Source organism: Klebsiella sp. R445, assembly GCF_051131755.1.
Classification (GTDB): domain Bacteria; phylum Pseudomonadota; class Gammaproteobacteria; order Enterobacterales; family Enterobacteriaceae; genus Klebsiella; species Klebsiella lignicola.
In genome coordinates, this window is the sequence record NZ_CP180446.1 from 214,489 (window position 1) to 228,480 (window position 13,992).

The 13,992-nt window shown below is 50.8% G+C and carries 15 protein-coding genes; 4 read left to right on the forward strand and 11 right to left on the reverse strand.

The window, feature by feature from the left end:
- Positions 1–9: 9 nt before the first annotated feature.
- Complete coding sequence (gene sodB / locus ACMYSN_RS00985) at positions 10–591, reverse strand: superoxide dismutase (protein ID WP_462496659.1); 582 nt, start codon at positions 589–591, stop codon at positions 10–12.
- A 301-nt stretch (positions 592–892) separates the two neighbouring features.
- Entirely contained in the window at positions 893–1,774 is an 882-nt protein-coding gene (locus ACMYSN_RS00990) for a C40 family peptidase (RefSeq protein ID WP_462496660.1), read from the reverse strand.
- A gap of 397 nt (positions 1,775–2,171) precedes the next feature.
- On the opposite strand from ACMYSN_RS00990, the gene ACMYSN_RS00995 reads away from it, so the two are divergent.
- Positions 2,172–2,528: a hypothetical protein gene (locus tag ACMYSN_RS00995; RefSeq protein WP_462496661.1), complete on the forward strand. Its 357-nt coding sequence runs from the start codon at positions 2,172–2,174 to the stop codon at positions 2,526–2,528.
- A gap of 381 nt (positions 2,529–2,909) precedes the next feature.
- On the opposite strand, the gene ACMYSN_RS01000 is transcribed toward ACMYSN_RS00995, so the two are convergent.
- Together ACMYSN_RS01000 and ACMYSN_RS01005 are read right to left on the reverse strand one after the other, a co-directional pair.
- Entirely contained in the window at positions 2,910–3,137 is a 228-nt protein-coding gene (locus tag ACMYSN_RS01000; RefSeq protein ID WP_462496662.1) for a hypothetical protein, read from the reverse strand.
- Positions 3,138–3,454: 317 nt separating this feature from the next.
- Positions 3,455–3,673 carry a cold shock domain-containing protein gene (locus ACMYSN_RS01005; RefSeq protein ID WP_462496663.1) on the reverse strand — a complete coding sequence of 73 codons (219 nt, stop codon included), beginning with the start codon at positions 3,671–3,673 and terminating at the stop codon, positions 3,455–3,457.
- A 591-nt stretch (positions 3,674–4,264) separates the two neighbouring features.
- Between ACMYSN_RS01005 and ACMYSN_RS01010 the strand changes: the two genes are divergently transcribed.
- The gene (locus ACMYSN_RS01010; RefSeq protein WP_462498175.1) at positions 4,265–4,408 is read left to right on the forward strand and encodes a YnfU family zinc-binding protein; all 144 of its coding nucleotides are present in this window, start codon (positions 4,265–4,267) and stop codon (positions 4,406–4,408) included.
- Positions 4,409–4,451: 43 nt separating this feature from the next.
- Here the strand turns inward: ACMYSN_RS01010 and ACMYSN_RS01015 are convergent, their stop codons facing one another.
- The 5 genes from ACMYSN_RS01015 to ACMYSN_RS01035 form a co-directional block, all read right to left on the reverse strand.
- Positions 4,452–5,948 (reverse strand): outer membrane factor lipoprotein domain-containing protein, encoded by a 1,497-nt coding sequence (locus ACMYSN_RS01015; RefSeq protein WP_462496664.1) that lies wholly within the window; start codon positions 5,946–5,948, stop codon positions 4,452–4,454.
- 13 nt (positions 5,949–5,961) lie between these two features.
- Entirely contained in the window at positions 5,962–7,020 is a 1,059-nt protein-coding gene (locus tag ACMYSN_RS01020; RefSeq protein ID WP_462496665.1) for an ABC transporter permease, read from the reverse strand.
- A gap of 63 nt (positions 7,021–7,083) precedes the next feature.
- On the reverse strand, positions 7,084–8,211 hold the full coding sequence (locus ACMYSN_RS01025; protein ID WP_462496666.1) for an ABC transporter permease: 1,128 nt from the start codon (positions 8,209–8,211) through the stop codon (positions 7,084–7,086).
- Positions 8,204–9,985 (reverse strand): ATP-binding cassette domain-containing protein, encoded by a 1,782-nt coding sequence (locus tag ACMYSN_RS01030; RefSeq protein ID WP_462496667.1) that lies wholly within the window; start codon positions 9,983–9,985, stop codon positions 8,204–8,206. Before ACMYSN_RS01030 ends, ACMYSN_RS01025 begins: the two co-directional genes overlap by 8 nt.
- Positions 9,972–10,994 carry an HlyD family secretion protein gene (locus tag ACMYSN_RS01035; RefSeq protein ID WP_462496668.1) on the reverse strand — a complete coding sequence of 341 codons (1,023 nt, stop codon included), beginning with the start codon at positions 10,992–10,994 and terminating at the stop codon, positions 9,972–9,974. Before ACMYSN_RS01035 ends, ACMYSN_RS01030 begins: the two co-directional genes overlap by 14 nt.
- A 112-nt stretch (positions 10,995–11,106) precedes the next feature.
- Between ACMYSN_RS01035 and ACMYSN_RS01040 the strand changes: the two genes are divergently transcribed.
- Complete coding sequence (locus ACMYSN_RS01040; RefSeq protein WP_462496669.1) at positions 11,107–11,745, forward strand: TetR/AcrR family transcriptional regulator; 639 nt, start codon at positions 11,107–11,109, stop codon at positions 11,743–11,745.
- Between the two features lie 510 nt (positions 11,746–12,255).
- Positions 12,256–12,603, forward strand: coding sequence for a glutaredoxin (locus ACMYSN_RS01045; protein ID WP_462496670.1), 348 nt, complete (start codon positions 12,256–12,258; stop codon positions 12,601–12,603).
- Positions 12,604–12,654: 51 nt separating this feature from the next.
- Here the strand turns inward: ACMYSN_RS01045 and rnt are convergent, their stop codons facing one another.
- Both rnt and gloA read right to left on the reverse strand, forming a co-directional pair.
- On the reverse strand, positions 12,655–13,302 hold the full coding sequence (gene rnt, locus ACMYSN_RS01050) for a 3'-5' exonuclease family protein (protein ID WP_462496671.1): 648 nt from the start codon (positions 13,300–13,302) through the stop codon (positions 12,655–12,657).
- Between the two features lie 106 nt (positions 13,303–13,408).
- Positions 13,409–13,816 carry a lactoylglutathione lyase gene (gloA, locus tag ACMYSN_RS01055; protein ID WP_123754597.1) on the reverse strand — a complete coding sequence of 136 codons (408 nt, stop codon included), beginning with the start codon at positions 13,814–13,816 and terminating at the stop codon, positions 13,409–13,411.
- Positions 13,817–13,992: the final 176 nt, after the last annotated feature.

Below are 13,992 nucleotides of genomic sequence, written 5' to 3' on the forward strand. Positions count from 1 at the left end.
AATATCGTTTTATGCCGCCAGTCTTTCAGCAACAAACTTCCAGTTTACCAGCGCCCAGAAGTGCGCCAGATACTCAGGGCGGGCGTTACGGTAGTCGATGTAATAGGCATGTTCCCAGACATCCACCGTCAGCAGCGGGGTCGCGTCGCCAGTCAGCGGCGTGCCAGCGTTGCTGGTGGAGACAATGCTCAGGCTGCCATCGGTATTCTTGACCAGCCAGGTCCAACCGGCACCAAAGTTTTTCGCCGCGGCATCGGTAAACTTAGCTTTGAAATCAGCAAAGCTGCCGAAAGCGCTGTTGATGGCTGCCGCCAGCGCGCCTTCCGGTTCACCGCCAGCATTCGGTGCAAGACAGTTCCAGTAGAAGGTGTGGTTCCAGACCTGAGCGGCGTTGTTGAAGATGCCGCCTTCGGAAGTGCGGACGATCTCTTCTAACGATTTGCCCTCAAACCCGGTGCCTTTGATCAGATTATTAAGGTTAGTGACATAGGCCTGGTGATGTTTGCCGTAGTGGTATTCCAGGGTTTCAGCGGAAATGTGCGGCGCCAGGGCGTCTTTTGCATACGGTAATGCAGGTAATTCAAACGACATTGTTACTCTCCTTATAACTTCTTGATTTCTTCTCACATTTAAAGGACGTATGACCATCCGGATACAGCATGTACTGTGGATTGCCGTAGCGAATACCACAGGTTTTTATTGTGATCAGGATGCTAACACTTGCCGGAGAGAGTTAAAAGCCTTGCATTCATAAAGGGTATATTTAACAAACGCGATCGAAGAAACCGTGACCCGTCACGAGGAAAAAGAGGTCAGATAAACGAGGCTGAAGAGGGGGGAATGTGATGCTCATTGCGCGTAACCGGTAGCCTGCCGCTGATGCGGCAGGGGGTTAGCGAATGGTTTTCGGGGTCATGACCCGACGCGCGCCTACGTAGTGACGGATCCAGTAATCCTCGCTTAATGAGGTTATCTGAATATCGCGACCGGTACGCGGTGACTGGATAAATTTGCCGTTGCCGACATAGACGCCAACGTGGTCGGCGGTGCCGCGCCCACGGGTGCGGAAGAAGACCAGGTCGCCGCTTTGCAGCTCGCCGCGGTCAACCGGACGGGCATCGCGCAGGTGGTACATCTCATTGGCGGTACGTGGAATGCGAATTTTCACCAGATCTTTATAGGCGTAGTAGACCAGGCCGCTGCAATCGAAACCGGTGCGCGGTGAGGTTCCACCCCAGCGATACGGTTTGCCAATCTGGTCCATCAGCTTCGACATGGCGGTACTTTGCGCTTTCTGGACCCGGGCCTTATGGGCGTCCGCCAGCGTCAGCGGCTGCGCTTCAGTCACCGGTTTACAGCGTTTTTTATAGCCTTTACGCACCACACATTTAGTCTGCAGGCTGGCCATGACCGGTGCCGGCTCTGCGCTCGACGTCAGCGATTTGGCACACTGCTTTTTATACCCTTTACGCAGGACGCATTTTTTGCTGCTACCGACGGCCTGGCGGGTTAATGCCGTTTGGCTGGCGCTGGTGGTACGGGTAGGGTGTCTGCTGCGGGACGTGGTGGCGGTTTGCTTGTTGGTGGTTTTGGTGGTGGACCTGGATTTTTGACTGCTGGCTTTTTTCTTACGTTCTGTAGTGCCTTTGGCCGGGTGCGCTTTTGGCGTAGCAGAGCTGTGCGTATGCCCTGAAGCATGCGCCAGTGGTGTAAATGAGATCGATGTAAACAGTAATGCACAGAGCGAAATCGCGATTTTGTTTAGCCGCGCCACTGAGCAATCCCCTGATTAATGACAGATATATACATACCTGACGGTGAATGACAAAACTCAACGATTCTAAAGCATAAAAACCGGGATAGTTAATACTCTTTTGTATCTAAAGTGTGAGTGAGTATTTTTACCATATAATCAATACGTTGCAAGGTGTAATTCAAAATCATTCAAAACAAATTCATTACACTATTTCAATCATGTTCCACTCTCTCCCCCGATCATCACGATATTTTGCAGTCATGGCACCCGATCGATGCCTGGCGAGGTGAGTGGGCAGCAGAACAGAAGCGAAATAGCAACAAAAAATGACTTACCAATATTGGTAATGGCGCTTTTTTGCCCTCAATTCCATGTGTGATAGGATGTTTCCGATTGTAATCAAAGGAAATATGGAATGAAAAAAATATTGGCAGTAGCATTGGGTGCGCTTTTGTTGACGGGATGTACGGTTCGCGTGGCAGACTTAACTGTAGCGAGCACTAAAAACTATAACCTGAATGGTGGCAAGTTCTATAAAGGTAAGCGAGTAACCGCGGAAGATAGCTATCCGGTTATCATCTTCCCTACAGGGATTCCAAACGTTAAAACTGCTGCTGACCGCGCGATTGAAAAAGATCGCTGTGCAGTTGGTCTGTCTGACGTAGTTGTCACTCAGCTTAACCACGCTTTCCTGTTCGGTAAGATTGGTCTGCGTGTCGAGGGTAACCTAATCATCGACCGCAGCCTGCCAGGCTGCGAGAACGCTGGTTGATCTGTCTGGCCACCTTCGGGTGGCTTTTTGCTAATGGGGGATTAAGACGTGAAAAAAGTTACGCACACCGGTTCCCACCTGGATAATCTGGCTACCTATTTTCAGTACTTGACTGACCATTAGGTTAACCGGGACGCTGAACTGATTATCCCGCCAATCATAGGTAGATTCCGTATTTATTGACACAGAACTAGCGGTCGGCCAGGTGTGGCATTTGGTCAAATCACAAAGAATGATTTTATCTGCTCAGGGTGAGTATAAAAAATTAAATATGTAAAAGCAGCCTTGGCAAGCAATAGAAGCTTTTTACTCATTCTCATTCGCATCTGATAAATAGAGTAAGCACACAATTAAACGTAAATCAGAGAATATAATAAAATGCTATAAATGTTTTTTAGCAGCATCGAAAATCTCTTGTGAGGATAACTCCCTGTCAGAAGCCACGTAAACAACACAATTATCGCCGGTTAAGGAAGGAAAACCAGCGGACATAATCCGAAGATGTGTTTCTTCACCGCTTGGATATTCCTGTCTGATAGAGGATATACCATCCAGAACGGTCATGACTTTACAGGACTCGGCATTAAAGAAAACAAGGACTTTTATCATATGCCACCATGGTTCTGTTAGTCTTTTCCATCACCCTGTTTTCATCAGCGATGTTAACGGGTTAATGCCATTAAGGTAAAAGCAAGGACGTGATGTAATGCTTTCGGAGGCTGCTAAGGCGGTTGCTAACCTTGTTATTTAAAAGGTAGTTAACTTATTATTTCAAATTTTTCATTCAGCAGTCTTGCTCTTCATTACAGCGACCAGAATTCTAATACATACGCAAAAATATGCTGGCTGGATATCAAGGATAAAATACTTTATGGATCTGTCCACTCAGGAGAAACCCTTCATCGTTGTCGCAGATCCACAAAGTTTTATTTATCGCAAAGTATTACGTTTGCAGCAGCAGGGCCTTTGTCACCGCTGTGGATGGCGAATTCAACTTTCTGTCCTTCAAATAAAGTTTTAAAGTCGTCGCCGTTAAGTGCAGAGAAATGAACGAAAACATCTTTGCTGCCATCAAGAGGGGAGATGAAACCAAACCCTTTGTCATCGTTAAACCACTTTACCAGGCCTTTAATTCTTAAGGTCATACTGATTCCTGTTACACATGATTGTATTGATAATAAACGTATAGTATTAAACGTATGGACTCAAAAGGAGGGGGTATCAGCGATAACGCCTGGTAATGAGGACTGCCCGGAAAATGTTTAACGTTCGGTTGTACATTGAACTGATGAGGTTCATTAAGGCACGGAAAATCATAATAAGCAAATTATATTTTAGCCCTCCAGATGTCCTGCAATGAAATTAAAAGTGGCAGGGTACTATTTTCAATGTTTAGCCCTTGCATGTTTTCAATAAGGAATTAAGTTGTCCCATAAAATGACAAAAATTGTTAAAAGCATTGATATCCTCAGTGGTAAAAGCCTCATCCTCCAGATGGCCGAAAAGATGTTCTGCTTTACATTTCAACCACTAACTCCCGCGAATCAAAATTACTCATCCCAGGAAGTCGCATTGAAATTTGTCGGATAAACGGTCTTAGGGACTCTGTGGTTACGAACATTTATCTTTTCTGAATTTCAGTGCCTCAAAATAAATAGGTTAAAACTTAATCATACGTGATACGGTGAAGTTCATTCATTGAAAGGTTAATGGTTATGTCTATTATCAATTACGTAATGAAACTCTTCAGCAATGCATCTACCGCCACTGCCGTTTGCACTGTTTGTGGCTTAAAATCAGCGCAGCCGCTGTCAAAAATCCGGCGCAATCAGGCCATGCTTTGCCCCGGGTGTAAGGCTCTGTTTATCTCTCAACGCTAGCTCGCCAAAATCATTCTTGAAGGTTTGCAAACCGTTATGTTTATCAGCGGGGATAATTACCGACCGCGCGATTCACTGCCGCCCATGCTGTCATTACATCACGCTGACCCAAGGCCAGTGCCTGCCTTGCCTGGATATTACTGCGCTGCGCATCCAGAACATCAATGAAATTGCTCAGCCCGCCATCATAGCGTGCCTGAATTAGCGCCAATGCCTGCCCGGCACTGTCTGCGCGTGTCTGTTGTTCGACGAGTTTTTGCTGCGCCGAAGTATAACGGCTTAAAGCATCATCGATTTCCTGCCAGGCTTTCAAAACGGTTTTGTGATAATCGACGGCCGCCTGCTGCTGATCGGTTTCCCGTAACACCACCGTCGCTTTACGACGACCACGACCAAACAGGGGCAGATTCAAACTCGGCCCTACTGACCAGCTGCGGCTACCCCATTCAGTGAAGTTATCCGCGCTGTAGGTATCCATGCCAATTCGTGCGCCAAGTGTGATGCTCGGATAAAGTTCGGCCTCCGCGACGCCAATTCGTGCCGTTGCTGAATGCAACTTCGCTTCTGCCGCCCGGATATCAGGTCGGTTGAGCGCCACTTCGGACGGTATCCCCATTTGCAGCGCCGGCAGTTTGTCCGATTTCAGGTTTTCCGGGTGATATTGCAGTTGTTGTTGCAACGCACCAGGATGTTCGTCCAACAGCAGCAATAACTGGTTCATCGCCACACCTTCCTGTGCCTGGAGATCAATCAGGTTGGCTCGAGTGGCCGCCAGTTCGCTGCGTTGTCTTTCCTGACTGGTCTCATCCAGCGCCCCACCTTGCGTTCGCGCCTCGATCAGCGACAGCCGTTCATTCAGCGCTTTTTCGTCCTGTTTGGCGAGCTGGATTTGTTGCTGAATGCCTCGCAGATTGTAGTAGTTATTCACCACATCGCCGACGATACTGAGCCGGGCCAGTTCCAGCATTGCTTTCTGAGACTGGACATCGGCATCGGAGGCTTCCACGGCACGACGGACGTGCCCCCACAGGTCGATCTCCCATGAGAAATCCAGCCCACCCTGATACCAGTTTGATGGTGCCGCCATCAGGTCGATCAGCTCATCCGGATTCGGCAGTGCCTGTTTCAGGGCACGCGTTGAGGGCGCGTTTTCACTTTGTTGAGTTCGGGTGACGCTGCCGGTGGCGTTCACCGTCGGCGTTTGCTGCGAAGCGGTTATTTGTTGTTGCGCACGGGCACTGGCGAAACGCAGCGTCGCGCTGCGGATATCCGGACTCGCGGTTAGCGCTTTATCGACCAACTCGTTGAGCACCGGATCGTTGTAGCGTTTCCACCACTGGTTATCTGAGACAACATTGCCTCCCGGTAACGCGTGCAATGCGGCATCGCCACTGCGCCAGGTTGTCCAGTCGCTCGGCGCCTCGGCGGTTGGCTTTTTAAAGTCCGGGCCAACGGTACAACCGCTGATGAGGGTTATCGCCAGGACCGCCGCTACAGCGGATAAAGGGTGGCGAGTCAGAGTAGAAAAACAGTTATTCATCTTAATTCCTGCATCAGTACAGTCGGTTACGGAACAACCACGCGGCCAGCGGCATCGTGATGACAGTCAAAGCAATCATGGGGATAAAATCAAACGCGACGTCGCTCAGCCCGGCGCCTTCCATATAGACCCTGCGTACCAGATCAATGGCAAAGCGCAGGGGATTGGCATAGGTCAAAGTATCAAGGGCCGCAGGCATGGTTTGTACCGGCGTCAGCAACCCGGAAAGCAGCATCAGCGGCATGATAAGTAAGAAGGTGTACAACATCGCCTGCTGCATGTTGATGGATACGGCAGAAATCGACAGTCCCAATCCGACGGCAGCGATATTAAAACTGAGCAGCCCGAAATAAAGCACAAACAGTGAACCGTTCATCGGGATCTGGAACCACAGCAAAATAACCAACAGAATGATGGTGGATTGCACCAGCCCTACCAGCACCGGTGGAATGGCTTTACCAATCAACAACTGCATCGGCGTAAATGGCGTCACCAGAAGCTGGTCAAACGTTCCCTGCTCACGCTCTCTGGCAACCGAAAGCGCTGACAGCAATAGCGTCTGCAACATACTGATTGCCGCAATCAGTGTAGGCATGATCCCCCACCGTGATTCCAGGTTCGGGTTATACCAGGCTCTGACTTCCACATTCAGTCCGGGCCCGCTTCCTGATCTGCGCTGATTGAAATCACTCACCACCGCGTTGATATATCCCGCTGCCGCTCCCGCGGTTGATGAGTTACGGCCGTCGAGAATAACCTGCATCGGCGACGTTTGCCCCTGATTGAGTTTGTTCTCAAAATCAGGGGGGAATGTGAGCACCATCAGCGCTTTTCCATCCATGACGATCTGCTGAATCTGCGATGCTGACGTCAGCGTAGCGGTACGGTTGAATACACCGGTTCCGTCCAGGTGCGTGATGATTTGTGTTGAGGCTTGTCCACGGCTTTGATCCAGCACGGCGTAGTCAACGTGATTAACATCGTAGGTAGCCGCATAGCCAAACAATAAGGCCTGCATCAGCACAGGAGCAATCAGGATCACCCGGTTGGCGGGTTCTTTAACAATTGTCAAAATTTCTTTTCTGACCAGAAAGCTGATGTGCCGCAGCCATTGTTGGAGTTCGGATATCATGCGCTACCTCAACCGTTTGCGAAGGGAAAGCCGTGAGGCGTTAATCAGGATCACCGCGTAAAACAGCAGAATGCTGCACTGCTGGAAATACATTGGCCAGTCGTCGCCGCCAAGAAACAGGGTCTTCGTCAGCGACATAAAATGGGTAGCGGGTAAAATCTGGCTGACGACCTGAACCACTATCGGTAAGTTGCGAATATCAAAAACAAAACCCGAGAGCATCATCGCGGGCATAAAGCTCGCGATCAGCGCTATCTGGCTCGCCAGAAACTGACTGGGCGCGAAGCCCGAGATGGTCAGTCCCATTCCGAGCGAAACCAGCAGATACAGCAGCGAGGAGGTGATAATGGCAAAGAGAGAGCCTCTGATCGGGATCGCAAACAGATAGTGCGCAGCGAGCAGGCAAATAACGAGATCAACGGCTCCAATCACCATATACGGTGCAAGTTTTGCCAGCACCAGTTCCAGTGGCCGCACGGGGGTAACAAACAAGGCTTCCAGCGTCCCCCTTTCACGTTCACGGGCAATCAGCAATCCGGTCAGAAACGCCCCAATCAGCGTCAGGATCAGCACCAGGATCCCGGGCACAATAAACCAGGTACTGATCCCGGCTTCGTTAAACCACATTCTTTGCTCAATGGAGACCGCGCCAACTGTCGACGTGAGATTTTGCCGGTCAGAATCAATGGCGGCCTGCGTGCCCAATGCACCAGTGATATAGCTTTGTGCCGACGAGGCGACACTGGTGACGGCACCATTGAGTAATACCTGAATTTTTCCCTTTCCGGATGCGGCGTTTTCGGCATAGTCGGAAGGTATGCGAACGATGGCATCCGTTTCATCTTTCTGAAGTGCCGCCTGCGCCGCCGCGAAACTCGGGTACGCCTGCACGGCAAGATAAGGGCTGCTTTGCAACGCGGTCATCACCTGATGGCTTTGGGTTGTATGCTGTTCCTGCACTACCGCGACGCGCGCCGAATTCAGATCAAAAGACACGCCGTAACCAAACAGCAAAATCAGCACGATGGGCAGCAAAAATCCGACGGCAAGGTTACTTTTATCACGCACCAGTTGGCGGGTTTCTTTGCGGGTCAGCGAGATGAGACGGCGAAGGAACGTTGAGTCATTCATGGCTGTGCTCCTTCTTTGCTGCTTCTGCACGGGAATTTTCAACGATGGCAATAAACGCCGTGTTCATATCAGCAGTGTGATCCAGCCCTGCCTGTTGGCGGACTTCTTTCGGCGTACCTAGCGCTAAAAGTTTTCCTGCATCCTGAATCGCGATCCTGTCGCAATATTCGGCTTCTTCCATAAAGTGCGTGGTGACAATAATGGTGATGCCTTTGTTTGCCAGTTCACCAATGGTGTACCAGAACAGGCGACGGGCCAGCGGATCGATTCCGCTGGTGGGTTCATCAAGGAAAACGATTTCAGGTTCGTGCAACAGGGCGACGGCCATCGATAAACGCTGTTTGAATCCGCCCGGCAGCTCGCCGCTGATGGCGTCCGGACTCAGCTCAAATTGCTTTAGTGATGCTTCAATCTGGCTGTTCAGTTTTTCACCCGACAGACCATATGCCCCGCCGAAGAACGTCAGGTTATCCCGTACGCTGAGATTGCTGTAAAGCGCAAACTTCTGCGAAACATAGCCAATTCGCGCGCGTGCTTTGGCACGAGCAGTGCGCAGATTCATTCCGGCGACTTCCAGTTGCCCGCTGGTTGCAGGAAGTAATCCACACAGCATACGGAACGTGGTGGTTTTCCCCGCCCCGTTTGGCCCCAACAGGCCAAAAATTTCGCCACGCTTAACCTCAAATGAGGTACTGGCGACGGCGGTGAAATCACCAAATTTTCGTACCAGATCTTTTACGGCAATGACCGGTTTATCACTATCGGCGTTGTTGTCTTGTGTAGAGACCATTTCTGCTTTTACCGGGCCGGAAAGCGCTGTTGAATCTTGCTGCTGCGCCTGATGCAACAGCAGCATAAAACCGTCTTCCAGCTCAGCTTCCCGGGGAGTAGCATTCACTTCCTGCGGCGTGGTTTTGTCATCAGGTGACAGACAAATAAATCGAACCGCGTCGCCTTTGGGTACCGCGTCGGCAATGGTGTCGCGTTTTTCCAGTAGATGAGCCTGTAAAATGCGTGATTTTGTCCCTTGCGGTGGAACGGCGAGCCATGTTCTGCCCGCGGCTTTCTGACGTAACGTCTCCGGTTTGCCCTTGGCAAGGATTTTGCCGTGATTCATCACGTAGATTTGTGCGCAACGCTCGGCCTCGTCCATGTAGGCTGTGCTGATGATGACGCTCAGTTGTTCATCCTGAACCAGCTGTTCGATGATTTTCCACAGGTCACGACGGGAAAGTGGATCGACTCCGACGCTCGGCTCGTCAAGCAGCAGCAATTCCGGAGAACGAACCAGCGTGCAGGCCAGCCCCAATTTTTGCTTCATCCCGCCGGAGAGTTTCCCGGCAGGGCGGGCCGTAAAGCGGGCCAAATCGGTTATCGACAGCAACCGTTCAAAGCGCTCTTTCCTGACTTGCTCGGGGACGCCATGCAAATCGGCATACAAATCAAGATTTTCCTGAACGCTGAGATCTTCATACAACCCAAAGCGCTGAGGCATGTAGCTGATACGGTTTTGCACTGACTGCGGGTCGGCGGTCACATCGGTGCCCAATACGGTCAGGCTGCCAGACGTCGGTTCATAAAGTCCGGCAATCAGCCGCTGGAAGGTGGTTTTCCCCGCGCCATCCGGGCCAACCAGCGCCGTTAACTCGCCCGCCCGAATGTTGAGCGTCAGGCCGTCGAGCGCTCGCGTTTCCGGCGCATTTTTGGTAACACCTGGAAATAAGCGCACCAGATCACGGGCAATGACGACATCCTGATTTTCAGTTATCGGCATTACGTTGATTCTCTTGCTGGGTGTTGATGCTTACTGTGGCAGGCTGACCCATGCGCAGAACATTTTCCTGGTCATCAACGACAATGCGCACTTCAAATACCAGATTGGTTCGCAGGTCTTCCGTCTGAACGGATTTCGGTGTGAATTCCGCGACCGAAGAGATAAAACCGACTTTGCCTGTCACTGGTTTATCCGGGAATGAGTCAGTGGTGACCTGCGCAGACATGCCCGATTTCACGCGGCCTAAATCACTTTCATTCAGCCACACGCGGACCCATTTCGGCTGGCTCAGGGCCAGGGTATAAACCGATTTTTGCGGGCCAGTCATGTCACCAGGTTCCTGAAGTCGGGCCCGAACAATCGCGTCAACAGGTGAGCGCAATTCAGCCTGCGAGAGGTGATATTGCATCAACGCCAGTTGTGCCTCCGTAGCTTTAACCTGCGCCACGGATGCTTCACGTTGCTCTGAGCGCACCCCTTTTTCCATCAGAGTAAGACTGGCCTGCCGCTCTTTTACGCTGGCCTGGGCAATGCGAAGATTACTGCGAGCCGTGTCCATTTCCTGCTTACTGATGCCTTTCCCGCCTGTGCTGGCAGAAATGCGCTGAATACGGCTGATGTCTTCCGTTGCTTTCTGTAACTGTGCCTGAGCGGAGGCTAATTGAGCCCTGCTCTGAGCCACTTCTTCCGGTCGGGCGCCTGCCTGCTGCTCAAGCACAGTTTGCTTTTGCGCATCCAGTTGTGCCAGGGCCTGCTGTTCCTGAATCTTCAGCGCCCGCGTGTCCAGCGTGGCGATAACCTGTCCCGCATGAACCTGATCGCCTTCATCCACGGCAAGTGTGCTGATACGGCCGCTGTCTTCAAAAGCCAGCGAGACCTGGCGAATATCGACATTGCCATGCAGCGTTAACGTATTGTTGTCATTCCTATTTAGTCCGAACAACCAGATAGCTCCAGCGGTAATAATCAGAGCGGTAACGACAGCTCCAGCGATGATTTTTTTATTCATAGTATGATGCCCTGCTGTTCTTCGGATGCATTAGTTTAAATTCAATTTAAACTTTATTTATGCAATAATAAACCCTTATTCGTGAAATTACCTTATCCGGAATCTGTTGATTATGAGCCGAGCACGCAGAAGCGACGGGGATATCACCCGGGAAAGTATCCTTGAAGCCGCAGGAGAGCTGATTGCGGAAAAAGGATTTGCGCAGACCACCAACAAAGAGATTGCTAAAAAAGCCAAAGTTGACCTGGCTGCAATCAACTATCACTTTGGTGGTCGGGATGGACTCTATCTCGCGGTTCTTGTACTGGCTCACCACCATTATCTGGACGGAGAGCATCTTGCCCAACTCGCTGCGTCGGATCTCCCTGCAGAAGATAAGTTAGGTACTTTTCTGGAGATGTTTCTGACGAAACTGAGCAACCCTAACAACTGGCACGGGCGGGTATTTGCGCGTGAAATGCTGTCTCCTTCTGCGCAACTTGGTGATTTTCTAAATGCTGAAGGAGCGAAGAAAATTCAGTCTGTAAGACGGATTGTGGGTGAAGCGGCAGGGCTTACAGAAGATGATCCTCGTCTGCTCCCTTGTATGCTGAGTGTGGTGGCCCCATGCATGATGCTGATGGTAGCAGGTAGTCGTATGCCAGGGCCCATTCAGGAAGTTGTGGCAATGCAAACAAAAGCCCTGACCGCCCATTTTAAACTTTTTTCTCTTGCCGGATTAAAGGCTATACGTGAAACCAACCTTAGCTGAGTGACCCAGTTGCCGTTAATCGCGATAGGTTTGGCTTTGTGCCATAGATGTATCAGTTCAAGTCTGAGCTGATACACTAAATGTATATATCTTTCGGAAATTACTGCCAAACCTATTCACCTATTTTCACAGCTGCAAGGATCGCCTTGTCGGTTTCCTTGTGAAAATTTGGAGTAGCCAGCTCCCTACGTCCATTTTTTATGCGCCATCAGCTGGTAATCTACAATCAGACCCGGATCTCGAACGACTGCAAATATCAGCATTTCGGAGATGGTGACATTCACCATTATCGATGTGAGAGAGGTGCGGGGCCCTGTTTAGGTTGTTACATAGGTGGGGTAACTAAACGATACAGTAACGCTGCATTTGCGGTGCCAAAGTGATATTTCTAAAGCAACTTCTGGGCACAGAAGATAAACTGTCGCGAGTGAAAAAAATGTTATTATCCGTCCAGCGTCCAGGACGCTACAATGAAAATTACTGCCGTATAGAAGTTAAGGAAGCATGACAATGACCACGACTGTAGAAAAAATCCAACGTCAAATCGCTGAAAACCCGATCCTGCTGTACATGAAAGGGTCCCCGAAACTGCCAAGCTGCGGTTTTTCCGCCCAGGCAGTGCAGGCACTCTCTGCATGTGGCGAACGTTTTGCTTACGTTGATATCCTGCAGAACCCGGATATTCGCGCGGAAATGCCGAAATACGCGAACTGGCCGACCTTCCCGCAGCTGTGGGTGGATGGCGAGCTGGTTGGTGGTTGCGACATCGTGATTGAAATGTATCAGCGCGGCGAACTGCAGCAGCTGATCAAAGAAACGGCGGCTAAGTACAACAGCGAAACGCCGAAAGCAGAATAAACCTGCGAAAAGTAAAAAGCGACTTCCGTGGAAGTCGCTTTTTTTTGTCTTTTATTCTTGTCCGGCGAGTGGCAACGGCCAGCCGCCAAGGCGTTTCCAGCGATTGACGATTTCGCAAAACAGCTGGGCGGTCTGATCGGTATCGTACAGCGCCGAGTGCGCCTTGCTACCATCAAACGCCATCCCGGCGGCCAGACACGCTTTGGACAACACCGTCTGACCCAGCGCCAGTCCGCTCAGCGCGGCGGTATCAAAGGTCACAAAAGGGTGAAATGGATTACGTTTAAGCCCGGCGCGTTCGGCGGCAGCCATCGTAAAGGTGAGATCGAAGGTGGCGTTGTGCGCCACCATGATGGCACGATTACAATCGTTATCCTTAATCCCTTTACGCACCATTTTGAAAATGGCGTGCAGGGCGTCGTACTCGCTCACTGCGCCGCGCTCGGGGTCGTTCGGATTGATGCCGTTAAAGGCCAGCGCTTCAGGCTGAAGATTGGCGCCTTCGAAAGGTTCAACATGAAAATGCAACGTTTCGTCCGGCATCAACCAGCCTTGCTCATCCATTTTTAAGGTAATGGCGGCGATCTCAAGCAGGGCATCGGTTTTCGCATTAAATCCGGCGGTTTCTACATCAATAACCACGGGGTAGAAACCACGAAAACGGTCGCACAGACCATTAAGTTGAACGTTCTCGGACATCAGATTCTCTTCACTGGAAAAAAGTAGCGCGCATTATGGCAAATTTTGCCGTGCCTTGCAGCAGGAAGGGGGAGAAAACAGCGGGCGCCGGTGCGCCCGAAGCCGGTTAGTGACCGAGACCTTTGCCAGCGTCTTTCTCTTCAATCAGTTCGATTTTGTAACCATCAGGATCTTCAACGAAAGCGATAACCGTCGTGCCGCCTTTGACCGGGCCGGCTTCGCGAGTGACGTTGCCGCCGTTCTGGCGAATCAGCTCACAGGCCTCGGCTGCGTTCTCTACGCTCAGCGCGATATGGCCATACGCGTTACCGAGGTCATACTTGTCGACGCCCCAGTTGTAGGTCAGCTCGATGACGGCGGTATCGGTTTCTTCACCGTAACCGACGAAGGCCAGCGAGTATTTATACTCGGTGTTTTCGCTGGTGCGCAGCAGCTTCATGCCAAGCACGTTGGTGTAAAACTCGATAGAACGCTGCAGATCGCCAACGCGCAGCATGGTGTGAAGTAAGCGCATGATTTTATACTCCTTTATTACAGCTTTCAGACAGAAGCCGTATATACGATGGTCAGAATAGTGTCAGTAAACGGCCAGGACGTTTTCTGACACAGAGGCACTATAACGCAAAAAAGCCGCCATTTCAGGCGGCCCTGACAATCTCATCCCGATTAGCGCCCCGATGTGTACGCTGA